This window comes from Pseudomonas sp. Irchel s3f19, assembly GCF_900187555.1.
Classification (GTDB): Bacteria; Pseudomonadota; Gammaproteobacteria; order Pseudomonadales; family Pseudomonadaceae; genus Aquipseudomonas; species Aquipseudomonas capeferrum.
Genome location: NZ_FYDW01000002.1, coordinates 578,497 through 602,805 on the forward strand (window position 1 = coordinate 578,497; position 24,309 = coordinate 602,805).

General features: G+C 63.2%; 26 protein-coding genes. 7 read left to right on the forward strand and 19 right to left on the reverse strand.

The annotated features are described in order from the left end of the window. Positions 1 to 84 precede the first annotated feature (84 nt). The gene (locus CKW22_RS06505) at positions 85 to 741 is read left to right on the forward strand and encodes an HAD family phosphatase (protein ID WP_033702072.1); all 657 of its coding nucleotides are present in this window, start codon (positions 85 to 87) and stop codon (positions 739 to 741) included. Between the two features lie 51 nt (positions 742 to 792). Here the strand turns inward: CKW22_RS06505 and CKW22_RS06510 are convergent, their stop codons facing one another. Both CKW22_RS06510 and ilvA read right to left on the reverse strand, forming a co-directional pair. Beyond that, positions 793 to 1,218: a DUF2269 family protein gene (locus CKW22_RS06510; protein ID WP_033702073.1), complete on the reverse strand. Its 426-nt coding sequence runs from the start codon at positions 1,216 to 1,218 to the stop codon at positions 793 to 795. 44 nt (positions 1,219 to 1,262) lie between these two features. Next, positions 1,263 to 2,777 (reverse strand): threonine ammonia-lyase, biosynthetic, encoded by a 1,515-nt coding sequence (ilvA, locus tag CKW22_RS06515; protein ID WP_033702075.1) that lies wholly within the window; start codon positions 2,775 to 2,777, stop codon positions 1,263 to 1,265. 133 nt (positions 2,778 to 2,910) lie between these two features. Here ilvA and rpiA point away from each other — a divergent pair, with 133 nt between their 5' ends. Then, on the forward strand, positions 2,911 to 3,585 hold the full coding sequence (gene rpiA, locus CKW22_RS06520) for a ribose-5-phosphate isomerase RpiA (RefSeq protein WP_033702077.1): 675 nt from the start codon (positions 2,911 to 2,913) through the stop codon (positions 3,583 to 3,585). Between the two features lie 121 nt (positions 3,586 to 3,706). On the opposite strand, the gene CKW22_RS06525 is transcribed toward rpiA, so the two are convergent. From CKW22_RS06525 to CKW22_RS06540, 4 genes are all read right to left on the reverse strand, one after another. Continuing rightward, positions 3,707 to 4,609, reverse strand: a complete 903-nt coding sequence (locus CKW22_RS06525) for an SdiA-regulated domain-containing protein (protein ID WP_033702078.1) — start codon at positions 4,607 to 4,609, stop codon at positions 3,707 to 3,709. 91 nt (positions 4,610 to 4,700) lie between these two features. Beyond that, complete coding sequence (locus CKW22_RS06530) at positions 4,701 to 5,627, reverse strand: SdiA-regulated domain-containing protein (RefSeq protein WP_033702079.1); 927 nt, start codon at positions 5,625 to 5,627, stop codon at positions 4,701 to 4,703. 242 nt (positions 5,628 to 5,869) lie between these two features. Further along, the gene (locus CKW22_RS06535) at positions 5,870 to 6,535 is read right to left on the reverse strand and encodes a fumarylacetoacetate hydrolase family protein (protein WP_033702080.1); all 666 of its coding nucleotides are present in this window, start codon (positions 6,533 to 6,535) and stop codon (positions 5,870 to 5,872) included. A gap of 25 nt (positions 6,536 to 6,560) precedes the next feature. Beyond that, positions 6,561 to 7,958, reverse strand: a complete 1,398-nt coding sequence (locus CKW22_RS06540; RefSeq protein WP_033702081.1) for an FAD-binding oxidoreductase — start codon at positions 7,956 to 7,958, stop codon at positions 6,561 to 6,563. A gap of 171 nt (positions 7,959 to 8,129) precedes the next feature. On the opposite strand from CKW22_RS06540, the gene serA reads away from it, so the two are divergent. Beyond that, a complete protein-coding gene (gene serA / locus CKW22_RS06545; RefSeq protein ID WP_027592284.1) occupies positions 8,130 to 9,359 on the forward strand; it encodes a phosphoglycerate dehydrogenase in 1,230 nt (409 codons plus the stop codon). A gap of 81 nt (positions 9,360 to 9,440) precedes the next feature. Here the strand turns inward: serA and CKW22_RS06550 are convergent, their stop codons facing one another. Beyond that, a complete protein-coding gene (locus tag CKW22_RS06550; RefSeq protein ID WP_047582145.1) occupies positions 9,441 to 9,920 on the reverse strand; it encodes a DUF4399 domain-containing protein in 480 nt (159 codons plus the stop codon). A 199-nt stretch (positions 9,921 to 10,119) separates the two neighbouring features. On the opposite strand from CKW22_RS06550, the gene CKW22_RS06555 reads away from it, so the two are divergent. Next, positions 10,120 to 10,608 (forward strand): transporter substrate-binding domain-containing protein, encoded by a 489-nt coding sequence (locus CKW22_RS06555; RefSeq protein ID WP_033702083.1) that lies wholly within the window; start codon positions 10,120 to 10,122, stop codon positions 10,606 to 10,608. A gap of 6 nt (positions 10,609 to 10,614) precedes the next feature. Here the strand turns inward: CKW22_RS06555 and CKW22_RS06560 are convergent, their stop codons facing one another. Together CKW22_RS06560 and CKW22_RS06565 are read right to left on the reverse strand one after the other, a co-directional pair. Then, a complete protein-coding gene (locus CKW22_RS06560; RefSeq protein WP_033702085.1) occupies positions 10,615 to 11,112 on the reverse strand; it encodes a DUF523 domain-containing protein in 498 nt (165 codons plus the stop codon). After that, positions 11,099 to 11,731, reverse strand: coding sequence for a 2OG-Fe(II) oxygenase (locus tag CKW22_RS06565; RefSeq protein WP_033702087.1), 633 nt, complete (start codon positions 11,729 to 11,731; stop codon positions 11,099 to 11,101). The genes CKW22_RS06560 and CKW22_RS06565 overlap by 14 nt, the downstream gene beginning before the upstream one ends. 113 nt (positions 11,732 to 11,844) lie before the next feature. On the opposite strand from CKW22_RS06565, the gene CKW22_RS06570 reads away from it, so the two are divergent. Continuing rightward, positions 11,845 to 12,597, forward strand: coding sequence for a DUF2059 domain-containing protein (locus CKW22_RS06570; protein ID WP_095063916.1), 753 nt, complete (start codon positions 11,845 to 11,847; stop codon positions 12,595 to 12,597). On the opposite strand, the gene CKW22_RS06575 is transcribed toward CKW22_RS06570, so the two are convergent. Then, the gene (locus tag CKW22_RS06575; protein WP_033702090.1) at positions 12,598 to 13,524 is read right to left on the reverse strand and encodes an alpha/beta hydrolase; all 927 of its coding nucleotides are present in this window, start codon (positions 13,522 to 13,524) and stop codon (positions 12,598 to 12,600) included. It lies immediately after the preceding gene. A gap of 235 nt (positions 13,525 to 13,759) precedes the next feature. Here CKW22_RS06575 and CKW22_RS06580 point away from each other — a divergent pair, with 235 nt between their 5' ends. Continuing rightward, positions 13,760 to 14,317: a DUF6436 domain-containing protein gene (locus CKW22_RS06580; protein WP_033702092.1), complete on the forward strand. Its 558-nt coding sequence runs from the start codon at positions 13,760 to 13,762 to the stop codon at positions 14,315 to 14,317. Here CKW22_RS06580 and CKW22_RS06585 read toward each other — a convergent pair. Next, positions 14,296 to 14,862 (reverse strand): sugar O-acetyltransferase, encoded by a 567-nt coding sequence (locus CKW22_RS06585; protein ID WP_033702094.1) that lies wholly within the window; start codon positions 14,860 to 14,862, stop codon positions 14,296 to 14,298. The two genes, CKW22_RS06580 and CKW22_RS06585, sit on opposite strands and share 22 nt — an antisense overlap. 86 nt (positions 14,863 to 14,948) lie before the next feature. Between CKW22_RS06585 and CKW22_RS06590 the strand changes: the two genes are divergently transcribed. Beyond that, positions 14,949 to 17,312, forward strand: a complete 2,364-nt coding sequence (locus tag CKW22_RS06590) for a penicillin acylase family protein (RefSeq protein WP_033702096.1) — start codon at positions 14,949 to 14,951, stop codon at positions 17,310 to 17,312. A gap of 105 nt (positions 17,313 to 17,417) precedes the next feature. On the opposite strand, the gene CKW22_RS06595 is transcribed toward CKW22_RS06590, so the two are convergent. The 8 genes from CKW22_RS06595 to cysW form a co-directional block, all read right to left on the reverse strand. Next, entirely contained in the window at positions 17,418 to 18,203 is a 786-nt protein-coding gene (locus tag CKW22_RS06595; RefSeq protein ID WP_033702098.1) for a MetQ/NlpA family ABC transporter substrate-binding protein, read from the reverse strand. 176 nt (positions 18,204 to 18,379) lie between these two features. Continuing rightward, a complete protein-coding gene (locus tag CKW22_RS06600) occupies positions 18,380 to 19,210 on the reverse strand; it encodes a sigma 54-interacting transcriptional regulator (protein WP_095063917.1) in 831 nt (276 codons plus the stop codon). Positions 19,211 to 19,274: 64 nt separating this feature from the next. Continuing rightward, positions 19,275 to 19,856, reverse strand: a complete 582-nt coding sequence (locus CKW22_RS06605; RefSeq protein ID WP_047582131.1) for an alpha/beta hydrolase — start codon at positions 19,854 to 19,856, stop codon at positions 19,275 to 19,277. Positions 19,857 to 20,168: 312 nt separating this feature from the next. Beyond that, the gene (locus CKW22_RS06610; RefSeq protein WP_047582129.1) at positions 20,169 to 20,570 is read right to left on the reverse strand and encodes a biopolymer transporter ExbD; all 402 of its coding nucleotides are present in this window, start codon (positions 20,568 to 20,570) and stop codon (positions 20,169 to 20,171) included. 1 nt (position 20,571) lies between these two features. Continuing rightward, entirely contained in the window at positions 20,572 to 21,294 is a 723-nt protein-coding gene (locus CKW22_RS06615; RefSeq protein ID WP_033702106.1) for a MotA/TolQ/ExbB proton channel family protein, read from the reverse strand. Between the two features lie 40 nt (positions 21,295 to 21,334). Further along, on the reverse strand, positions 21,335 to 22,135 hold the full coding sequence (locus tag CKW22_RS06620) for an energy transducer TonB (protein WP_047582127.1): 801 nt from the start codon (positions 22,133 to 22,135) through the stop codon (positions 21,335 to 21,337). 297 nt (positions 22,136 to 22,432) lie between these two features. Next, positions 22,433 to 23,422, reverse strand: a complete 990-nt coding sequence (locus CKW22_RS06625) for a sulfate/molybdate ABC transporter ATP-binding protein (protein ID WP_033702112.1) — start codon at positions 23,420 to 23,422, stop codon at positions 22,433 to 22,435. A 3-nt stretch (positions 23,423 to 23,425) separates the two neighbouring features. Further along, a complete protein-coding gene (gene cysW, locus CKW22_RS06630) occupies positions 23,426 to 24,298 on the reverse strand; it encodes a sulfate ABC transporter permease subunit CysW (protein ID WP_033702114.1) in 873 nt (290 codons plus the stop codon). Positions 24,299 to 24,309 lie beyond the last annotated feature (11 nt).

Below are 24,309 nucleotides of genomic sequence, written 5' to 3' on the forward strand. Positions count from 1 at the left end.
CAACGCGCCCGCCAAGCTTATGTGCAGCGAGGTGAAAACTCCGTATTCTGCGGGCCTACCCTGTGGCTGATGCGAGTGAACGCGATGCGCCTGGCTTTATTCGACCTGGACAATACCCTCCTCGGTGGCGACAGCGACCATGCCTGGGGTGACTATCTGTGCGAACGCGGCATCCTCGACCCGGTTGCCTACAAACAACGCAACGATGCCTTCTACCAGGACTACCTGCACGGCACCCTGGACCTGCAGGCCTACCTGGCCTTTTCCATGGAGATTCTCGCGGCAACGCCTACGGCCCAGCTCGACGCGTGGCACCGCGATTTCATGCGCGACTGCATCGAGCCGATCATCCTGCCTAAGGCCCTGGCATTGCTGCAGCAGCACCGCGAAGCGGGCGACAAACTGGTAATCATCACTGCCACCAACCGTTTCGTGACCGCGCCGATTGCCCGCCGTCTGGGCGTGCGCACCCTGCTGGCGACCGAATGCGAAACCCGTGATGGCCGGTTTACCGGGCGCAGTACCGATATACCGTGTTTCCGTGAAGGCAAGGTGACGAGGTTGCAGCGCTGGATGCTGGAAAACGACTATGACCTGGCAGACAGCTATTTCTATAGCGATTCGATGAATGACTTGCCGTTGCTGCAGCAGGTGACTCACCCGGTGGCAGTGGACCCGGACCCTAACCTGCAGGCGGAGGCGCAGCAGCGCGGGTGGCCGGTAATTTCGCTGAGGGATTGATGTTTTTCTGTGCCGGCCGCTTGGCGGATACCTGCGAAGCGGCCGGCAGGTTCAGACCGGCTTGGCGCCCATCAGCCCGGCAATCGACAGGAAGCACACCCCGCTGAACACCGCCAAGGCCAAGGTAAACCGCAACCCCACCACCTCAGCCTTGCGCAGCCGGTTCAAGCGCACCAGCAGCCACCACACCGCCAATGCCCCGAAGGTATAGATGACGCTGGAGGCCAGCACCCAGGTCTGCCCCAGCGGCCAGCCTACCAGGTGCACCAGCCACCAGCCCGTGAACGGCATGCTCACCAGGCACAGGCCCATGACCAGCCAGACGAACACCAGCGGCCGCCGCAGCAATTTGCCGTAAGCCTCGCCATCGCCCAGCCTGCGGGCGCGAACCGTCCAGATCGCCAGGCCCAGCGCGCCCAGAAGCAGCAGCGCGGTGGCGAGGATGTGCAAGGTTTTGAGTGTGGTCAGGTGTTCCATGTTTCGATTTTCCTTGTGCAGGCCGTCAGCCCCAGCTTAGCCGCTCAGCCCAGAAACAGCCGGTAAGCCGGGTTCTCGGTCTCGTCCCAATACGGGTAGCCGATTTTCGCCAAGGCCGCCGGCACCAGGTGGCGCTCGTCCTCTGGCACCTGCAGCCCCGCCACCACACGCCCGTCGGCCGCGCCGTGGTTACGGTAGTGGAACATCGAGATATTCCAGCGCCCGCCCAGTTTGTTGAGGAAGTTGAACAACGCACCCGGACGCTCCGGGAACTCGAAGCGCAGCACGATCTCATCACTGGCACCGGCCGAATGGCCACCGACCATGTGCCGGATGTGCAGCTTGGCCAGTTCGTTGTCGGTCAGGTCGGTGACCGGGAAGCCCTGCTCGATCAACTGCTGCACCAGCACCGCGCGCGGGTCGTTGTCCGGGTGTGTTTGCACGCCGACGAAGATATGCGCCTCGTCGGAGGTGTGCTTGCGGTAGTTGAATTCGGTGATCTGGCGTTTGCCGATCGCTTCGCAGAAGGCCTTGAAGCTGCCAGGGCGCTCGGGGATGGTGACGGCGATGATCGCCTCGCGCTTCTCGCCCAGTTCGGCCCGCTCGGCCACATGGCGCAGGCGATCGAAGTTCACGTTGGCGCCCGAATCGATGGCGACCAGGGTCTGGCCGGTCACGCCGTACAGCTCGACATACTTCTTGATGCCGGCAACACCCAGCGCCCCGGCAGGCTCGGTGATCGAGCGGGTATCGTCGTAGATATCCTTGATTGCTGCGCAGATCTCATCAGTACTGACGGTAACCACCTCATCCACGTGCAGGCGGCAAATATCGAACGTGTGCTGGCCGATCTGCGCCACCGCCACACCGTCGGCGAACAGCCCGACCTGCGGCAGCACCACGCGCTCGCCCGCAGCCATGGCGGCCTGCAAGCAGTTGGAGTCGTCCGGCTCGACGCCGATCACCTTGATTTCCGGGCGCAGGTACTTCACGTAGGCAGCGATACCGGCGATCAGGCCGCCGCCACCGACCGGCACGAAGATCGCGTCCAGCCGGCCTGGGTGCTGACGCAGGATTTCCATGGCCACGGTGCCCTGGCCGGCGATGGTGTGCGGGTCATCATAAGGGTGGATATAGACGAAGCCCTTTTCGTCGACCAGCTTCAGCGAGTAGGCCAGCGCCTCGGGGAACGAGTCGCCATGCAGCACCACCTTGCCGCCACGCGAACGCACGCCTTCGATCTTGATCTCCGGGGTGGTCTTGGGCATCACGATCGTGGCCTTGATACCCAGCTCGCGGGCCGCCAGGGCCAGGCCCTGGGCATGGTTGCCGGCCGAAGCGGTGACCACACCGCGGGCCAGTTCTTCCGGGCTCAATTGCGCCAGCTTGTTGTACGCCCCACGGATCTTGAACGAGAACACCGGTTGCAGGTCTTCACGCTTGAGCAAAATCTGGTTGCCCAGGCGCTTGCTCAGCTGCCCGGCGCTTTGCAGCGGGGTTTCGACAGCGACGTCGTAGACGCGCGAGGTGAGGATCTTCTTGACGTACTGTTCGAGCATCGGGAAAGCATCACTGGCCGCAGGACAAGGGCTGCGAGTCTACCCCAGCGCTACGTCGGGCGACCACAGCAAAGCCGCGCAAGCCGTTATACTAAGCCCCTTTGAAACCTCCCCCGCCCCTCTCGGAGCCCGCATGACCCAGGACCAACTCAAACAGGCCGTCGCCCAGGCCGCTGTCGACTTCATTCTGCCCAAGCTGGATGAAAAGAGCGTTGTCGGCGTCGGTACCGGTTCGACCGCCAACTTCTTCATCGACGCCCTGGCTCAGCACAAGACCGCCTTCGATGGCGCGGTCGCCAGCTCCGAGGCCACTGCCCAGCGTCTGAAGGGCCATGGCATCCCGGTCTACGAGCTGAACAGCGTCAGCGAGCTGGAGTTCTATGTCGACGGTGCCGACGAGAGCGACGCGCACCTGAACCTGATCAAAGGCGGTGGCGCGGCCCTGACCCGCGAGAAGATCGTCGCGGCCGTGGCCAAGACCTTCATCTGCATCGCCGATGCCAGCAAGCTGGTGCCGGTGCTGGGCGCCTTCCCGCTGCCGGTCGAAGTGATCCCGATGGCCCGCAGCCACGTGGCGCGCCAGCTGGTCAAACTGGGCGGTGACCCGGTGTACCGTGAAGGCGTGCTGACCGACAACGGCAACGTGATCCTGGATGTGTACAACCTGCAGATCACCAACCCGGTCGAGCTGGAAGCGCAGATCAATGCGATCGTCGGCGTGGTCACCAACGGCCTGTTCGCGGCACGTCCGGCAGACCTGCTGCTACTGGGCACCGCTGAAGGCGTGCAGAGCCTGAAGGCCGAGTAACCCCTCCTTCGCGGGGCAAGTCGGATCGCCGAACCGCCGCGCCCATAGATCCCCGCCTTTTCAATCCAGCGGGGGCGTCTGTGGGGCGGGCTTTGCCCCGCGAAGCGGCCCTCAAGGCCATTCAATCTGCCGGCTGTTTGAACACATAGAACAGGTTCGGCTCACTGACCAGGTAAATGGTCCCGGCTTCGTCCATGGCGATCCCTTCCGCCTGCGGCACCGTCTGTTTCAACCCCTGGTACCCCTTGCGCAACGACAGGGTGCTCAGCGGCCTGCCCTTCACGTCGAGCTCCAGCACCAGCCGCGATTCGTCCGACAACGCCAGCAGGTGGCCGCTGCGTTCATCGAACTGCAAACTGGACAGATCCCGTACGAACAAACGCGAATCACGCTTGCGATCTTGCACCACATTCACGGCATAAGGCTGCTCGGGGTTTTCATGCGGGAAGCCATGCACTTCGTAGATCAGCATCGGGTCACGCTCCTTGGCCACGAACAAGCGCTTACCGGCCGAGTCGTAAGCCAACCCCTCGAAGCCCTTGTTGCCGTTCAGGCCAATGCCCAGGGTCAACTGCTCGGCATCGCCGGCGTCGAGGAACAGCGTGTCGTCATCAAGGCGCACGCGAATCAGCCGCTGCTGGCGTTCATCGGTGATCACATAGCTGTTGGGCCCCACGTACTCCACCGCTTCCGGGTCGCCGAAGCCGGTCAGCGGCACCCGCCGCAGGATGCGGCCGTCCAGCGACAGCTCGATCAGCTCCGAGCGTGCATTGGTGACGGTGAACAGGGTCTTGCGGTCGGGGTCGTAGGTCAGGGCCGAAATGTCGTCATCCAGCCCCTCGACAGGCTGCGCCTCGACCACTACCCGATAGCGGTCCAGGCCAATGCCTTGTTCGGCAGGCTGCCACCAGGTCTTGAGGTTGAACCAGCCCCGCTCGAACAAGCGAAACTCTTGCCCGGCCCAACCGAGCAAGAGCAGGCCAATGAAGGCTGGGATCAGTGACAGGCGAAGAAAACGACGCATTTGAGGCAGACTCGACGAAGGGGTGACGAATCTAACCACGAACAACTGAACTAAAGCTTAATGCCATCATCCGAAAAATCAGATGATCGTGTCAGTTTTTCTTGAAACGATAGAAAAGCGCCGGCTCGCTGACCATGTACAGGTTGCCCTTGTCGTCCATGGCCACGCCTTCGGCACGCGGAATGGTGTCTTCAAGGCCGTTGAAACCACCCAGCAAGGTCATGAAGCTCACTTGCTGGCCCTGCTCATCCAGCTCCAGCAACATGTTGGAGTCTGCCGACAGCACCAGCAGGTGCCCGGTACGCGGGTCCACGCCAAGGGCCGAAAGGTTGCGCAGGTCGAGTTCATCACTGGGCAGCGGCTGTTTGTCGCCCTTGAGCGGGCTCCGGCCATCGGTACTCCAGGTGTATAGCTTGGGCGGGCGCTCTTCGCCGATCACCAGGCGTTGGCGCAAAGGGTCCCAGGCCACAGCTTCGAAGCCCTTGTTGCTCTTCACCGACTTGCCCAGGTCGTAGCTTGGGAAATCGCCGTGGTTGAGCGCTGTGGTGTGCGCATCCACCTTGACCACGGTCAGGTCGTGCAGCCGCTCGTCGACGATCGCCAGGTGCCCACCCTCCATCACCGCCACCCCTTCCGGGTTGTTCCAGCCGTGCAGCGGGATCTGGCGCAGCACATTGCCGTCCAGGCTCAGCTCGACCAGGAACGGGTTCTTGCCCATGACGGCGAACAGGGTGCGGGTTTGCGGGTTGAAGGCGATGTCCGAGGCTTCGTCATCGTCCATGCCCGGCAGAGGTTTGGCGTCGATATCGACCTGGTAGGCCGGCAACCACACGCTCTCGCTCTGCTCGGCCGTGCTTTCAAAGCTTTCCTGGACCCACAGCGCCCCGCGGTCATCCCAGTGCATGGCCACGGCGACGCCATAGCCGATGACCGCAGCAACTGCCAGGCCAAAGGGCCAGCGCAGGTAGAAGCGTCGCTTGGGCTTTGCAGAAACGGGGGCGCCGGAAGGCAATGCCATGCAGAGTTATCCTGGGTGAATGGGCGAAGGTTTGCGCATTATCCAGATGCCGTGTGAAAAAACGGTAAAAACCCGCCAGATTACATCGGTGTGTGTGCGTAGGAGCGGCCTTGCCGGGGCGCCGGACCGGTCGGAAAGGGGTGCGAAGCAGCCCCGGGATATTGGCGGCGACGCTGAAATCGAGGGGCCGCTTTGCGGCCCGTTCGCGACGCAAGGCCGCTCCTACACAAGGCGGTGCCAGGTTAGAGCACCCGGCTTTCGAAACGGCTGACACCCGGCAGTTCCAGCACCAGCTCATCACCGACATTGAACGGGCCTACGCCAGCGGGTGTACCGGTCAGAATCACGTCACCGGCCTGCAGCGAGAAATGCGCAGCGATGTGCTGGATGATCGGCACGATCGGGTTGAGCATCATCGCGCTGGTGCCGTCCTGCACCACTTCGCCATTGAGGGTCAGGCGCACCGGGATGTCGGTCACGTCCTCGAAACTGGACGCCGAAACGAACGGCGGCAGCACGCAGGCGCCGTCGAAGCTCTTGCTCAGCTCCCACGGCAGGCCCTTTTCCTTGAGCTTGGCCTGCACGTCGCGCAGGGTCAGGTCGAGCGCCGGGGCGAAACCGGAGATGGCGTCGAGCACCTCCTCTTCGGTCGGCCGGGTGGACAGCGGCTTGCCAATCAGCACGGCGATCTCGGCCTCGTAGTGCACGACACCACGGTCGGTCGGGATCTTGAAACCACCTTCCAGCGGCACCACGCAGCTACCCGGCTTGATGAACAGCAACGGCTCGCTGGGGATGGGGTTGTCCAGTTCCTTGGCATGCTCGGCATAGTTGCGGCCGATGCACACCACCTTGCCCATCGGGAAGTGAATGCGCGTGCCGTCTACGTACTGGTGCTGGTAACTCATGGCCGACTCCTCTGGATACTGCTTTTTATACGGGTGCGAAGATCTTACCCGGATTCATGATGCCGTTAGGGTCGAAGACGGCCTTTATTGCCTTCATGCAGGCGATTTCTTCGGGCGAGCGGCTGTAGCCCAGGTAGTCGCGCTTGGTCATGCCCACACCATGCTCGGCGGAGATCGAGCCGTTGTAGCGCTGGACGATTTCGAACACCCACTTGTTGACCTTGGCGCACGAGGCAAAGAAGTCATCCTTGCTCATGGCGTCGGGTTTGAGGATGTTCAGGTGCAGGTTGCCGTCGCCGATATGGCCGTACCAGACCACTTCGTAGTCCGGGTAATGCTCTGCGACGATGGCGTCGATATCACGCAGGAACGCGGGCACTTTCGACACAGTGACGGAAATGTCGTTCTTGTACGGTGTCCAGTGCGAGATGGTTTCGGACAAGTACTCGCGCAGCTTCCACAGGTTTTTTAGCTGGGTTTCGCTCTGGCTCATCACCCCGTCCAGCACCCAGCCTTGCTCGACGCAGTGCTCGAAGGTAGCCAAGGCTTCGTTGGCGACCTCCTCGGTACTGGCCTCGAACTCCAGCAGCGCATAGAACGGGCAATCGGTCTCGAACGGCGCCGGCACGTCGCCACGGCCCATGATCTTGGCCAGGCCCTTGTCGGAGAAGAACTCGAAGGCGGTCAGGTCGAGCTTGCCCTGGAAGGCATGCAGCACCGGCATGATCGAGTCGAAGTCCGGCGTGCCCAGCACCATGGCGGTTAGGTTGCGCGGGGCGCGGTCCAAGCGCATGGTCGCCTCGACCACGAAGCCCAGCGTGCCCTCGGCGCCAATGAACAGCTGGCGCAGGTCGTAGCCGGTGGCGTTCTTGATCAGGTCCTTGTTCAGTTCCAGCAGCTCGCCCTTGCCGGTGACCACTTTCAGCCCGGCCACCCAGTTGCGGGTCATGCCGTAACGAATGACCTTGATCCCGCCGGCATTGGTACCGATGTTGCCGCCAATCTGGCTGGAGCCGCTGGAGGCGAAGTCCACCGGGTAATACAGGCCCTGTTCTTCGGCATAGGCCTGCAGCTGCCGAGTGATCACCCCTGGCTGGCAGACCACGGTGCGGTCGAAGGCATTGAAATCGAGAATCTGGTTCATGTAATCGAAGGCGACCACGACTTCACCATTGGCGGCCACTGCGCCACCGGAAAGCCCGGTGCGCCCACCAGATGGCACCAAGGCCACCTTGTGCGCATTGGCCCAGCGCACAATCGCCTGCACTTGCTCGACAGTCTTGGGCAACACAATGGCAGTCGGCGCGGGCGGGTAATGCTTGGTCCAGTCCTTGCCATAGGCTTCGAGGGAAGCCGCGTCGGTCAGGACCTTGCCAGGGTCGACAAGGGTCATCAGTTCATCAATAACAGCGGGATGGTTCATCGCTGGAACTCTCGACTTATTCATAGTCACCCTGAGCACTCTTCACCTGTCGGGATAAGCTCAGATTGTGTCGCGTATGCTAGCATAGCCCTCCCGCTGTTCATGCTAAGGCCGATGCCGCGCCTAGCATCACCCCTCGCCATTTTTTCTCCGGGATACAGGTTTACGCAGATGAGCAAGACTTCTCTCGACAAGAGCAAGATCAGGTTCCTTCTTCTTGAAGGTGTGCACCAGAACGCGGTCGATACCCTCAAGGCTGCCGGCTACACCAACATCGAATACCTCACTGGTTCGTTGCCGGAAGCCGAGCTGAAGGAAAAGATCGCCGATGCCCACTTCATCGGCATCCGTTCGCGCACGCAACTGACCGAAGAGATCTTCGACTGCGCGAAGAAGCTGGTCGCGGTTGGCTGCTTCTGCATCGGTACCAACCAGGTCGACCTGGAAGCGGCCCGCGAGCGCGGTATCGCCGTGTTCAACGCACCGTACTCCAACACCCGTTCGGTGGCCGAGCTGGTGCTGGCCGAAGCCATCCTGTTGCTGCGCGGCATCCCTGAGAAGAACGCTTCCTGCCACCGTGGCGGCTGGATCAAGAGCGCGGCCAATTCCTTCGAGATCCGCGGCAAAAAGCTGGGCATCGTCGGCTACGGCTCGATCGGCACCCAACTGTCGGTCCTGGCCGAGAACCTGGGCATGCAGGTCTACTTCTTCGACCCGCTGACCAAGCTGCCGCTGGGCAACGCTGTACAGGTCGCCAGCCTGCACGAGCTGCTGGGCCTGGCCGATATCGTGTCGCTGCACGTGCCTGAGCTGCCATCCACCCAGTGGATGATCGGCGAGAAGGAAATCCGCGCGATGAAGAAGGGTTCGATCCTGATCAACGCCGCCCGCGGCACCGTGGTCGAGCTGGATCACCTGGCCGCCGCGATCAAGGACAAGCACCTGATCGGCGCCGCCATCGACGTATTCCCGGTCGAGCCGCGCTCCAACGACGAAGAGTTCGAAAGCCCGCTGCGCGGCCTGGACAACGTGATCCTGACCCCGCACATCGGTGGTTCCACCGCAGAGGCCCAGGCCAACATCGGCCTGGAAGTTGCCGAGAAGCTGGTCAAGTACAGCGACAACGGTACTTCGGTGTCTTCGGTCAACTTCCCGGAAGTTGCCCTGCCGGCGCACCCAGGCAAACACCGCCTGCTGCACATCCACGAAAACATCCCAGGCGTGCTCAGCGAGATCAACAAGGTCTTCGCCGAGAACGGCATCAACATCTCCGGTCAGTTCCTGCAGACCAACGAGAAAGTGGGTTACGTGGTAATCGACGTCGACGCCGAATACTCGGACCTGGCGCAGGAGAAGCTGCAGCACGTCAAGGGCACCATCCGCTCCCGCGTACTGTTCTAAGTTTCACTGCATCATGAAAAAGGGAGGCCCTGGTGGCCTCCCTTTTTCGTTTGGATCCTGGGCCTGCTGCGCAGGCCTTTTTCACTCTTTCACAGTGACAGTGACCTTCTTCGATTCTACGCTCGGCTTGAACGGCACGTGATACTGGTCACCCAGCACCAGCTGCAAGGTGTGCTTGCCCGGCGTCAGGGTAATGGTCGCCTCGGTCTGTGCCTTGCCGAAGTGCAGCACTTGCGGGCCGGCCGGCAGCGGCGCGTTGTTCTCCGGCATCAGGCTGGTTGGCAGCGGCATGTCGGCCACCGGCTGCTTGTCGACATCCACCAGCAAATGGTGATGCCCGGTATGCGGGGTCTGGTCACCCGCAGGTTTTAGCCCCATGCCCTCGATGCCGAACTTGACGGTGAAGGTCTTGTCGACCGTAGCGCCATCGGCGGGGGAAACGATGAAGACCTTGGCATCCTTGGGCGGCTCCTGGCTCTTCAGGGCATCCGCAGCACTGGCGAACACCGAGGCCCCCATCAGCAGACCGGCTACGGCAGCACGCGAAAATAGGCTGTTCATTCACTTCTCCTGTGATTCACTTATTGACCGCCACCAGTAAACGATCGGCGGCGGTAGTTCACCATAGCCCACAAAGAGAAATATTTCAGTTAGGGTTAAACCTCGCCAAGGCTTCAAGGTCATAGGCTGCGCTCGACCACGACGAGGAAGAAAGTCGTGGCGAAAGTTATTCATTTGCCAAAGGATAAAGGGGCATTACATGCGTTCGACCATAGGTGTACTGCTGGCAGTACTGATCACGCCATTGGCTCAAGCCGAGCTGATCGACGAAATCGCCGACCGGGGCGAACTGCGCATTGCCGTGCAGGCCGACAACTCGCCGTATGCGTTCAAGGAAAACGACCACCTGACGGGCTTTGAAATCGACTTCGGCCAAGCGTTGGCCAACCAACTGGACCTGCGTGCCGAGTTCATCGAAACACCTGCGGCCGAAGTGCTGCCAGGTGTCGAAAGTGGCAAGTACGACATCACCCTGACCCCGTCGGACAACGCGCCCAAAGCCGATACACCGTTCGACCTGAGCCAGCCTTTTGGCGAGAAAAAGCTGGTCATCCCGTTCCAGAAGGACAACCCGGCATTCGAGAGCGCGGTGAACAACGCCTTGCAGCGCCTCAAGGACAGCGGGCGCACGGCGGAGCTTGAGCAGAAGTGGTTCAAGGGTGTACAGGAGACGGCTGCAGGCCAGTGACCGCGCCTACACGTTCGCCAGTGCCTGCTGCGCTTCATCCAGCTCCAGCTCACTGAACACCAGCACCCCCTCGCGCCGCAGCAAGGCCGTGGTCACCCCTTCCCCCGGCACCTTCACCCCACTGAAGGTGCCATCGTAGGTCAGGCGATTACCACACGAGGGGCTGCCGGACTTGAGCACCGCGACCCGAATCCCGTGCCGGCGCACCAGCGCCAATGCCAGTTGAGCACCCGCCAGGAAGGCGTCGCTGACGTCCTCACCGGTTACCGTCAACACCTGTGCCTGGCCGTCGAGCACCTCGCCGCCCTGTCCGCCGGGGATCTCCGCAGGCGGGCGCGGGGTCGGCAGGCCGCCGGCCACTTCCGGGCACAACGGCACCACCCGCCCTTCGCCCTGCCAGCACTGCAACAGGCCCGGGTGGCCACTGGCGCGGCCGTCATAGCGCACCGGCTGCCCCAGCAGGCAAGCGCTGACCAGTACCTTCGGCAGCTCAGAACGGGTCATTGCCACGCCTGCGGAACCAGCCGGTCAATGACAGGCGCTCACGCCCGGCCGGCAACACCTCATGGGGCACATCGCCCGCCAGAAACACCACCAGGCAGCCGGCCACAGGCTGCACATCGTGCTCGACACCATTGGCCAGGAACATGCGTAACTGGCCGCCATCCTGCGGCTGCCAACCCTCGTTCAGGTAGAACACCGCCGAGACCATGCGCCGGTCATCGTCACGGAAGCGATCCAGGTGACGGCGGTAGAACGCCCCTGGTGGGTACAGGGCGAAATGGCATTCGAAGTCTTCCAGGCCGAGAAACAGCCCCTGGTTGATGGCCAGGCGCAGCTGGTCCATGGCTGCCAGGTACTGGTCGCAGGCTGCGGCCTGGCCGGGGTCGATCCACTGGATCTGGTCGCCGCGGATCGCCTCGCGTACCTCCTGTGAAGCCCCGCGCCCGACCCCAGCCGGGTTGAGTTCGCCTTCGGCATCACGGCGTCGGCACTCGGCCGCCAGCGCGCGCACCAGGTCGGCAGGCAGAAAGAGCGCCTGCTGGGACCAGCCATGGGTGGCCAGATCGTCGACGACGGCCGCAAGCATCGGGTGTTCAGGGGAGGTGTGCATGGCGCGCATCATATCCATTAGCCCTGCACTCGCACAGCGCCACTTGGCTGAGAAGCGCGCAGGTATCTCGACAAACCGACGCTGGGACAAGGACAATGGCAGCCTGCCGACAGGAGTCCTGAATGCGCCGTCTGTTTTCCCTGATTCTGCTGATGATCTGCGCCATGCCTGTCTGGGCAGACAACCTGGATCAACTGTACAAGGCCGCCGGCTGGCCCGACCAGCGCGCCCACTTCAACGATGCCCTGAGCGCCGCCCAGGAACGCTATCGCAACAGCCTGCCGCCTGCGGTCTACCAAGCGCTGGTCAACAACAGCGATCAGCGCTTCCAGGCCCAGGCCGTGGACCGTCGTGCCCAGGCGCAACTGCGCGCCACCCTGAACAACCCCGCACCCGCGCTGGCCTTCTTCCAGTCGCCGCTGGGCCGCAAGGTGGTGGCCGCCGAACTGCAGGCCACGCGCAAGGACCAATTGGCCAAGCATGCCAAGGGCCTGCCGAAGATCCAGGCCAGCGACGACCGCTTGCTGCTCATCGGCCACCTGGCCCAGGCGTTGCCAGCCCGCGAAGCGGGTGCCGAAGTCAGCCTGGCGATTGCCGGCGTCGCCGCCGACAGCCTCAGCTCGATGATCCCCGGCCTGTTCGGCGGCGGTCAGGCCCAGGGCCTGCTCGACGGCCAGCGCCAGCGGCTGATGAACCAGATCGGCGAAGACCTCAACAATACCCTGCTGTATGTCTACCGCGACTTGTCCGACGCCGAGCTTGAAGCGTTTGCCACCTTCGCCGAATCGGCCGAAGGCAAGGCGTATTACCAGGCGGCACTGGCGGCGGTGCGCGCGGGGCTGGCGGTGGGCCAGAGCGCTGCCGACCTCAAGTGATCAGCCCAGGCGCTGGTCGATGAAGGCGAAGTAACGCTGGCGAATGCCGGGCAGTTCATTGGCCAGGTGGTGCCGCGCGTCGGGCAGCATCAGGATCTGCGGCTCGGTGAACTTGGCCTTGAGCACTTCGAGGTTGTAGGGCCAGTCTACCGTGCCATCCGCCTCACCCTGCACGATCAAGGGCCGCCGCGTGCTGCGTGGCGCCGCTTCTATGCGCTTGACCCAGGCGATCAGTGCACCGACCCATGCGGTCGGGAGGCGGCGCGGTTGCAGCGGGTCGGCCTCCAGGAACGTCAGGAATGCCGGGTCATTGGTGTTCTCACTGAACCGCCGTTCGATACCGTTGACGAAATGGCGCAGCACACAGTAGCTGAACTTCGACCACCGCCAGGCACTGGGCCGCACCAGCGGTGCAAGCAGAATCACCTGTCCGTCGGCCGGGCTTTGCTCGCCCCGGTGCAACAGGTGGTCGACCACGATGGCGCCACCCGTACTCTGCCCGCACAGGTGCCAAGGGCGCGGCAGGTCCAGCCTGCGTGCTTGCTCGAACAGCGTATCGAGCACCTGCTGATACAGCGAGAAGTCACTGATGCTGGCCCGCTCACCACTGGACAGGCCATGCCCGGGCAAGTCGCAGCTGATCACCGCGTAGCCCTGGCCCAGCGCCCACTCGATCACATGCCGGTAGAGGCCCATGTGGTCGTAATAGCCATGCAGCAGGAATACGGTGGCCACCGGCTGCGGCGGTAGCCAGACTTGCCCAACCACATCGAACCCGGCCGCCTGGAAGCCACCCAGCCAGCGCTGTACAGGCAGATCCAGGCCGTAGAAATGCTGGTAATCCCGACCCTGCGCCGACAACGGCTGGCGATCGGTCAAGGGCGCCAGGCTGGCGCGCAGCAGGTCGGGGAGTAAGGCAGCGGGCATTGGGTACATCCAGAGCGAAGCGAGTATTGATCTGTGATATTCAGCTCTGAGCCTCAACGTGGCAAGCTTGATCACTTACCAATACCTGGCATCGGTCCTTGTAGGAGCGGCCTTGCGTCGCGAACGGGGTGCGGAGCAGCCCCAGGATTTCAGCTTCGCCGCCAACATTGCTGGGGCTGCTCCGCACCCCGTTCGCGACGCAAGGCCGCTCCTACAAAGGCCCGCGGACACCCTCATGAATTCTCGCGCCATCAAGCTGCTTGCCCTGTTGCTCTGCATCCTCACCCTGTGGCTGGCCTACGACGCCTTCCAGGCCCGCTACCTGCGCCCGTTCGACAACCAGACCACCCTGTTCGACGGCAGCCAACTGCAACTGCCCCCCCAACTGGCCGGCCCCGGGCCGATCCGCGTCGTGCACTTCTGGGACCCGGCCTGCCCGTGCAATGTCGGTAACCAGCAACACCTGGGCGACCTGGTCAGCCAGTTCACAGGCCAGGGCGTCACTTTCCATGTGTTGCAAAAGCCCGGCAGCCACGGCCAGCTACCGGCGAACCTCACTGCCCTCAAGCCCCTCGCCAGCCTTCCTGGCAGCGAACACCTGCCCGCCTCCCCGGCCGTGGCCATCTGGGACCGGCAAGGCCACCTGGCCTACTTCGGCCCCTACAGCGAGGGCGCGGTGTGCAACGCCAGCAACAGCTTCATCGAGCCGATTATCAAGGCGTTGCTGGACGGCCGCCCAGTGACCGCCTCCAACACCCTGGCGGTGGGTTGCTACTGCCCTTGGGGCGCCTGACGCACCCGCGCCGGGTTACCCACCACCACCGCACCCGCGGGCACATCGCGCGTCACCACGCTGCCCGCGCCGACCACCGCGTTGTCGCCAATGGTCACCCCCGGCAGGATGATCGCCCCGCCGCCAATCCACACATTGTTGCCGAGGGTCACCGGCCGACCGCTTTCAAGGCCGGTGCGGCGCAGCTCAGGGTCCAATGGGTGGTCGGCGGTGTAGATCTGCACCGCCGGGCCAATCTGGCAATCGTCGCCGATGTGCACCGGCAGCACATCGAGGATCACGCAGTTGAAGTTCATGAACGTATTGCTGCCAACGTTGATGTTGTAGCCATAGTCGCAATAGAACGGCGGGCGGATCACCGTGCCTTCGCCGGCTTGGCCAAAGTGCTCGGCCAGCAGGCTGTGACGTGCGTCGTTGAGCAGTTCGAAGCTGTTGTTGTAGCGATGCATCCAGTGCTTGTTGGCAATCTGCTCGGCCTGCAGCTCGGGGCAGCCAGCGTGGTAGAGCTGGCCGCTGAGCATTTTCTGTTTTTCGCTGAGGGACATGGAAACTCCTTTCGAGGGCTATGCTCTGTTCGCGAATCCGTCGATGATCGGACCACAGTTTCCGTTCGAATGCACAAGGAGTCTCGATGAAGCGCAGCCTGACCCTGTTGGCCGTGGTGATCGCCGTGGCCGCTGGCGCCGGTTACTGGTACGTGCACGGCAAGCTGCCACAACGCGAGGGCGAGGTGCTGATCGCCGGCCTGCAGGCGCCGGTCAGTGTGCGCTATGACGCGCGCGGCGTGCCGCACCTGCAGGCGCAGAACGAACAGGACCTGTATCGCGCCTTGGGCTACGTGCATGCCCAGGACCGGTTGTTCCAGATGGAGATCATGCGCCGCCTGGCCCGAGGCGAGCTGGCCGAGGTGCTCGGCGACAAACTGCTGCCCACCGATACCCTGTTCCGCAGCCTGCGCATCCGCGATCAGGCGGCACTGATGGTGCAGCGGCTGGACCGTCAATCGCCCGCCTGGCAGGCCTTGCAAGCCTACCTTGAAGGCATCGACAGCTGGCAGGCCAGCCACCCCAAGCCAATCGAATTCGACCTGCTGGGCATTACCCCACGTCCGTTCACTGCCGAAGACACCCTCAGCATCGCCGGCTACCTGGCCTACAGTTTCGCCGCCGCGTTCCGTACCGAGCCGGCACTGACCTACATCCGCGACCAGCTTGGTCCGCAGTACCTGAAGATCTTCGACCTCGACTGGCAGCCCGAGGGTGCCTTGGCTAGCCCCTTGGCCGCCGCCGACTGGCGCAGCCTGGAGGCACTTGCCCGGCTCAGCCATGACGCCCTGAACGACGCCGGTATCCCGCAGTTCGAAGGCAGCAACGCCTGGGCCGTTTCCGGCAGCCGTACCCGCAGCGGCAAGCCCCTGCTGGCCGGTGACCCGCACATCAGTTTCGCAGTGCCGGCGGTGTGGTACGAGGCCGAACTTTCGGCGCCTGGGTTCAACCTCTACGGCTACTTCCAGGCCCTGAACCCCTTCGCACTGCTCGGGCACAACCGCGACTTCGGCTGGAGCCTGACCATGTTCCAGAACGATGACGTCGACCTGATCGCCGAACGGACCAACCCCGCCAACAGCGACCAGGTGATGATCGACGGCATATGGCAAACACTGGAAAAGACTGAACAGACCATCGCCGTCAAAGGCGAGGCTCCGGTCACCATCAGCCTGCGCCGCTCGCCCCACGGCCCGATCGTCAACGAGGTGCTGGGCGCAAGCGCCGGGACCACGCCGGTGGCCATGTGGTGGGCCTTTCTTGAAACCGAAAACCCGATTCTCGACGGGTTCTACCAGCTCAACCGTGCCGACACCCTGGGCAAGATGCGCGAGGCCGCCGCTAAGGTTCAGGCGCCTGGGCTGAACTTCGTCTGGGCCAATGCCCGTGGCGATATCGGCTGGTGGGCAGCGGCACAACTGCCGATCCGCCCGCAAGGCGTCAACCCGACGTTCATCCTCGATGGCGCCAGCCCGCAGGCGGACAAGCTCGGTTTCTACCCCTTCAGTGCCAACCCTCAGCAAGAGAACCCGGCACGCGGCTACATCGTTTCGGCCAACTATCAGCCGCCCTCGGCCGTGCCCGTCCCGGGCTACTACAACTTGCCGGACCGCGGCCGCCAGCTCGACCGCCACCTGGCAAACCCTGACGTGAAGTGGGACACCCAGAACAGCCAGGCCTTGCAGCTGGACACCACCAGCGATTATGGCCCGCGCACCCTTGCCCCGTTGCTGGCGACGCTGCGCGCGGTGGCCGAGGGCGACGAGGAAAAAGAGCTGGTCGAGCAACTGGCCGCCTGGGGCGGTGACTACCCCCTGGACTCGACCAGCGCGACGCTGTTCAACCAGTTTCTCTATGAACTGGCATTCGCTGCCCTGCATGACGAACTGGGCGACACCTGGTTCCCGGTGCTGATCAGCACCCGTGCCATCGATGCCGCCCTGCCCCGCCTGGCAGCGGATGCCGCGTCGCCCTGGTGGAGCACCCGAGGTGCCAACGAACGTACCGACCGTGCGGCAATCGTGCGCATCGCCTGGCAGAAGAGCCTGAAGCACCTGCGCGATACCCTGGGCAGCGACCCGGCCAGTTGGCAATGGGGCAAGGCCCATACCTTGACCCATAACCATCCGCTCGGCGTGAAAAAGCCGCTGAACCTGCTGTTCAACGTCGGCCCGTTTGCCGCGCCAGGCACGCATGAGGTGCCCAACAATCTGTCGGCGAAGATCGGGCCGGCGCCATGGCCGGTGACTTATGGGCCTTCGACGCGAAGGCTGATCGACTTTGCCGATACGGGGCAGGCATTGACGAGCAACCCGGTTGGGCAAAGTGGCGTGCCGTTTGACCAGCATTATGCGGACCAGGCCAAGGGCTATATCGAGGGGCAGTATCAGAAGGCACAGATGGGAGTGATACCGGCGCAGAGCACCTTGAGATTGCTGCCGGCTGAGTAAGGGCTGCTGCGCAGCCCATTCGCGGGGCAAGCCCGCTCCCACAGGATTGGCACTGGAACACAGGTGTGTGCAGTACCTGGACCGTGTGGGAGGGCTACAACCGGATCAGAACGCCGGCAGTACCGCACCGCTGTATTTCTTGGCGATGAATTCCTTCACTTCCGGGCTGGTCAGAGCCTTGGCCAGCTTCTGGATGGCGTCGCTGTCCTTGTTGTCCGGGCGAGCCACCAGGAAGTTCACGTACGGCGAATCGGCACCTTCGATCACCAGCGCATCCTTGGCCGGGTTCAGGCCGGCTTCCAGGGCGTAGTTAGTGTTGATCATGTCCAAGTCAACCTGATCCAGCACACGCGGCAGCATGGCCGATTCCAGCTCGCGGAATTTCAGATTCTTCGGGTTCGTGGCGATGTCTTTCGGGGTGGCCAAGGCATTTTTCGGGTCTTTCAGTGTGATCAGGCCAGCCTTCTGCAGCAGCAGCAGGGCACGGCCGCTGTTGCTGCCCTCGTTAGGGATGGCAACGGTGGCGCCTTCCTTCAGCTCGCTCAGGCTTTTGACCTTCTTCGAGTAGCCACCGAACGGTTCGACGTGCACGCCGACCACGGTTTCCAGGTGGGTGCCTTTGCCCTCGTTGAAGTTCTGCAGGTACGGCAGGGTCTGGAAGTAGTTGGCGTCCAGACGCTTCTGGTCAACCTGCACGTTGGGCTGCACGTAGTCGGTGAAGACTTTGATCTGCAGGTCCACGCCTTCCTTGGCCAGGGTCGGCTTGATCAGCTCGAGAATCTCGGCATGCGGCACCGGGGTGGCAGCCACCACCAGTTTTTCGGCGGCATTGGCCAGGCCAGCGAGCGCCAGGGCGGCGGCCAGGGCAGTGGTCAGCAGGGTCTTCTTCATGGTGGTCCTTGTTCTGAATCTGGGCCATCGGCGATGGCGAAGTCGTGTGCCCTGCCCCGTGTGGGGTGGGCGTGAAGCGGACAATACCGAGATTTCTTATACCGCAACAATATCTTTTAATTAGCTGCTTATTCCAAAAACAAACTGCCATCACCGCCTTTGCTTATGAGCGCTGTCTAACACGCAGGGTTGGGCAGGTCGAGGTCCTCCGGCTGGATCTCTTCGCTGTCATTCACCAGCAGGGCGAAGTGGATGACGTTCTCCAGCTCGCGGGTGTTGCCGGGCCAGGCATGGGCTTCCAGCACCTGCTGGGCCGCGTCGCTGATCAGCGGCACAGAGCGTTGCAGGCGGGCGGTGTAGATACCCACAAAGTACTCGGCCAACGGCAGAATATCGCCACGGCGCTCGCGTAAGGGGGGCAGTTCCAGCGCGCCCTCGCGCAGGTACTGGTACAGGCGCTCATTAAACCTGCCAGCCTTCACCACCCGCGCCAGGTCGATGCTGGTCGCCGCCACCAGGCGCACATCCACAGGCTGAGGCTGCTGCGCGCCGACGCGGGTCACTTCGCGGTTTTCCAGCGCGGCCAGCAGCTTGCCTTGGATCTCCAGCGGCAAGTCGGCTATCTCGTCCAGGTACAGGGTGCCGCCGTTGGCCGAACCGAACCACCCGGCGCGGCTGCTGGCAGTGCCGCTGTGGGCACCAGCGCTGTAGCCGAACAATTCGGCGTCGGCGTAGGTCGGGCTGATGGCCGCGCAGTTGACCGACACGAACAGCCCGCTGCGGTCACTGGCGCGATGAATCTGCCGCGCCAGCAACTCCTTGCCGGTACCGGTCTCGCCACGAATCAGCACAGGCAAGGGCAGTGGCGCCAGGCGTTCGAGGTCTTGGCGAAGCTGTTGCGAACGGGGGTCGATGAACACCAGGGCCTTGGCACGAATGCTCAGCGGGCTCTTGTCCAGCTCGGGGAAGGTCAGCAGCGGCTGGCCAAACGGGTTTTGAAAGGTCATGACGAACTCCCGCCCCAGGCCTTCGATGGCCGGGCGTCAGGCTAACGGTAATCAGTAGGGGCGATCAGGCGCGGCGCAGTGCACGCTGCTCGACCCGGCTCTGCAGGCGATACAGGTAGGCGAAGCCTTGTTCCCAGCGCTCGTGGCCGGACTTGACGTTGATGTGCCCGGCATTGGTCAGCAACCCCGCTTCAGCACCCCAGGCCTGGGCCAGGTGCAGTGCACGCGGCACGCTCACTGCCGGGTCGTTGTCGGAGCTGACCACCTGGCTTGGGAACGGCAGCGCCTGCATCGGGATCGGCGCGAAGTTGCGCAGAGCCGGCGCACAGGTCGGCCGCTCGACATCCGCAGGCGCCACCAGCAGCGCGCCACGCACTTGGCGCAGCAACGCCGGGCTGGCCTCGGCAGCCCAGTGGGCGACGGTGATGCAGCCCAGGCTGTGGGCGATGAGGATCACCGGCGAGCGTTCGGCGGTAATCGCCTGCTCCAGGGCCTGCACCCAATCGCGCCGTTGCGGGGTCAGCCAGTCGAGCTGCTCTACCCGGGCGCTGTTGGGCAGGGTGCGCTGCCAGTGACTCTGCCAATGGTTGTCTGGCGATCCTTGCCAGCCCGGCACAATCAGGTAACGAATAGACTCATTGCGCATGGGGACGCCTCCAGTAAGTTTGCGTGCTTGGAGACCAGTATAGGGAGGCAGTTATATTCGTAAAGGAATAAGAAGCTATTTATTAATAACTTAAATTCATTTACAGAGCGACTGAGATGGGGATGGTGTGATGGCGTCGTGGTGCCTGGCTCAGGGGTTGCGGCGCTCGATCTGACAGGCGCTAAAAATTCACTGGCGAGCTCCTTGTCGCCAAAATGCATTCTCAACCAAAAAAAAAGGGCCAACCCCTGCCAAGAGATGTGGCCCATAAGCGCTCATAGAGCGTACTTGCCTGAAGAGGGTTGCCGGGTATCAGCGCGCGGTGATCACCGCCAGCTTGCTGATGCCCGCACGTTCGATCGCCGCCATGGCACGCGCGACTTCGCCGTAGTTCACGCCGTCGTCGGCCTGCAATTGCACACGCACTTGCGCGTCCTTGGCCTTGGCCGCCTTGAGGTTGGTCTCCAGCAGGTCCGGCTGGATCTCGTCCTTGTTGATGAACAACTTGCCGGCCCCGTCGATGCTCACCACCAGCGGGTCCTTCTGCTCCACCGGGGCCACCGCCTCGGTCTTGGGCAGGTTGATGGGGATGGCGTTGGTCAGCAGTGGCGCGGTGACGATGAACACCACCAGCAGCACCAGCATGACATCCACCAGCGGCGTGACGTTGATTTCACTGAGGACTTCGTCGCTGTCCTGGGTCGAAAAGGCCATGTCAGGACGCCTCCTTCACTGGCTGGGTAAACCCGGCCTGGGCCTTGTGCACCGCCGGGTGCACCAGTACCCGGAAGGCACTCTTCTGCGCCAGGCTGTAGAAGTCATGGGCGAAGTCGTCGAGGTCTGCGGCGGTCAGCTTGAGGCGACGCAGGAAGTAGTTGTAGACCAGCACCGCAGGCACCGCGACCGCAATACCCACACCCGTGGCCACCAGCGCCGCGCCGATAGGCCCAGCCACGGTTTCGAGGCTGGCAGAGCCTGCCGCACTGATGCCCTTGAGCGCTTCCATGATGCCCCACACGGTGCCGAACAAGCCGATGAAGGGCGAGGTACTGCCGATACTGGCGACCACGGCCAGGCCGGTTTCCAGCGAACGGCGCTCGCGCACGATCTGCTGGCGCAGGGCGCGCTCGAGGCGGTCCTGGTGATTGATGGCGTGGCTGAGGTCGTTGGCCTGGGTGGTATCGCCCACGGCAATGGCGGCATAGCCGGACTGCGCGACGCGAGCGGCCGGGCCAGGCAGCTCGTGGCTGATTTCGGCGGCCGAGTCCAGGCTCGAGGCGGCCCAGAATTGCTGGTGGAAGCGTTTGTCCTGGTGCTTCAGCCGCACGAACTGCACGACCTTGACCAGGGCGAGGCCCCAGGTGACGACGGAGAAGCCGACCAGCAGCCAGATGACTGCGCTTTCAACGGATTCGAGGGGGGATGCCAACAGGCTCATGATGATGTCTTCCTATGTTCTGCTGATGCGTTGAAAAGAGTTATCGAAGCTTGAAGTCGATCGGCACGCTGACCCAGCCGGTCTGGGCCACGTCGCCTTGCTTGGCAGGGACGAAGCTCCAGCGCTTGACCGCCGCCAGCGCAGCGGCGTCCAGGGCATCGCGGCCGCTGCTCTTCTGCACCTGGATCTGCCCTGGCTTGCCGCTGGGCAGTACCTCGACACGCAGCAGCACGGTGCCTTCCCAACCGCGGCGCTGGGCCATCTGCGGGTACTCCGGCGCCGGGTTCTTCAAATACGCAGCGTTGGCCGAAGCCGGCGTCACCGGGGCCGGCGCGTGTGGCGCGGGGGCTGGCGGCGCGGGGGCTGCCACCGGTGCAGGCGGCGGTGCCTCGACCGGTTTCGGCTGCGGCTTGGGTGGTTGCTTGACCACAGGCTTGGGCACCGGTTTTGGCTTGGGCTTGGGCTTGGCTGCCAGCTCGTCGACTACCGGCGGCGGCGGTGGTGGCTCGACCACCGGCGGCGCGGGGGCGGGGGGTGGCGGCTCGACCACGGGCGGCGCCGGCGCGGCGAACTCGATGGTCATGGGCGGCACCTGCGGCGGCACCACTGGCAGCTCAGGCGTCGGTGCCTGGCTGACCCAGTAGGCGGCGGCGCCATGCAGCGCCAGCACCAGCAACGCCAACGCCAACTTGTCGCGGCGCTTCAGGCCGCTGGTAGGCGTGCGTTGCAGGCGCTGCTGGCCAAGCGGAAGACGAAGCGTGCGTCCAAGCTCGACCAGGTCGCCGGATGCCGGGCGCCATGGCTGGTCGTAGGCCCTGACGGCCGTCTGGACATTACCCATTGATCAAACTCCTGGGGTCTCGATTCAGGTGTGTGGCTGAATCATCGGGGCCAGAGGCTTATCTCTTAAAGTAATATTTAAAATTATGGTTAGAACCATATTGAATATTAAAAAGCATGTTCTCTAGCAAAGCCTCGCGCCTCAAGGGCTGTAGAGGCGTCAGAAAAAGACGATGCATTCAGGGCATATAAAATATTCGCGTTAGGCATCAGATTGTTGCGAGGGCTTCGCAGCCTCAGCAATCCATCAGGCATAAAAAACCCGGGACCATGCCCGGGTTCTTCGTTCACTGACAGATCAGATATCCGCCACCTTCTGCCAGACCTTCGGCCTGAAGAACAGCGTCTCCCCCCGCGCCAGGCCAGTCAGGCTATCGTGGTCCTTGACCACCTCAGCTTCGATCAGCTCGCTCTGCCCTTCCACCTTCAACGTCACCCGGGTCGTCGCGCCCAGCGGGCGAATGTCGCGCACCTCGGCGGCGTGATGCCCCTCGGTCTCATGCCGCGACAGCGACACCTCGTGGGGGCGGAACAGCACATGGTTCCCTTCGCTCAAGGCCAGGCGGTTGGAGTCACCCAGGAAGTGATAAACAAAGTCGTTGGCCGGCTGCTCGTACACCTCACCCGGCGAACCGATCTGCTCGATCACGCCCTTGTTCATCACCACGATGCGGTCCGCTACTTCCATGGCCTCTTCCTGGTCATGGGTCACGAACACCGAGGTCAGGTTGATGTCCTCGTGCAGGCGCGCCAGCCAGCGGCGCAGCTCTTTACGCACCTTGGCATCCAGGGCACCGAACGGCTCATCGAGCAACAGCACCTTGGGCTCCACCGCCAAGGCGCGAGCCAGGGCGATACGCTGGCGCTGGCCACCGGAAAGCTGCTCGGGGTAACGGTCGGAGAGCCAGTCGAGCTGCACCATGTTCAGCAGCTCATGCACTTTCTCGGCAATTTTGCTCTCGCTCGGGCGCTCGCCCTTGGGCTTCATGCGCAGGCCGAAAGCGACGTTGTCGAACACGCTCATATGGCGGAACAGCGCGTAATGCTGGAATACGAACCCGACGTTGCGATCACGCACGTCGTGGCCAGACACATCCTCGCCGTGAAACACGATGCTGCCGTCATCCGGCGTTTCCAGCCCGGCGATGATGCGCAGCAGGGTGGTCTTGCCGCAGCCGGACGGGCCGAGCAAGGCCACCAGCTCACCGCTGTGGATATCCAGGTTGATGTTGTCCAGGGCCTGGAAGCTGTTGAAGCGCTTGCTGACGTTACGAACTTCGATCGACATGAATTATTCCTCCGCAGCGCTGTGGCGCAGGCGGTTAATACGGTTCTCGCTCCACTGCTTGAGCAGCAGGATGAAGAGCGCCAGGATCAGCAACAGGCTGGCCACGCTGAAGGCCGCGACGTGGTTGTACTCGTTGTAGAGGATCTCCACGTGCAGCGGCAAGGTGTTGGTGACGCCGCGGATATGGCCCGACACCACCGACACCGCGCCGAACTCACCCATGGCTCGCGCGGTACACAGCACCACGCCGTAGATCAGGCCCCACTTGATGTTCGGCAGGGTCACGTGCCAGAACATCTGCCAGCCATTGGCACCGAGCAGGCGCGCGGCCTCTTCTTCCTGGGTGCCCTGCTCCTGCATCAGCGGGATCAGTTCACGGGCCACGAACGGCACGGTGACGAAGATGGTGGCCAGCACGATGCCCGGTAAGGCAAAGACGATCTGGATATCGTGGTCCTGCAGCCATGGCCCGAAGAAGCCTTGGGCGCCGAACATCAGCACGTAGACCAGGCCGGCGATCACCGGCGACACCGAGAACGGCAGGTCGATCAGGGTGACCAGCACGCTCTTGCCGCGGAAGGTGTACTTGCTTACGCACCACGCGGCGCTGACGCCGAACACCAGGTTCAGCGGTACCGAAATGGCCACCGCCAGCAAGGTCAGCCTGAGCGCAGACAGCGCATCAGGCTCGAAAATCGCTTCGAAGAAGGTGCCAAACCCGTTCTTCAAAGCCTGCGACACCACGATCACCAGCGGCAGCAGCAGGAACAGCGCGAATACCAGCCAGCCAAGGCCGATCAGAATACGCCGCGAGGTGGCGCTGCCACGCCGGGCAGCATTGGCGGCGGCAGTAGCGCTCAGGGATGAACTAGACATAGCCGGCCTCC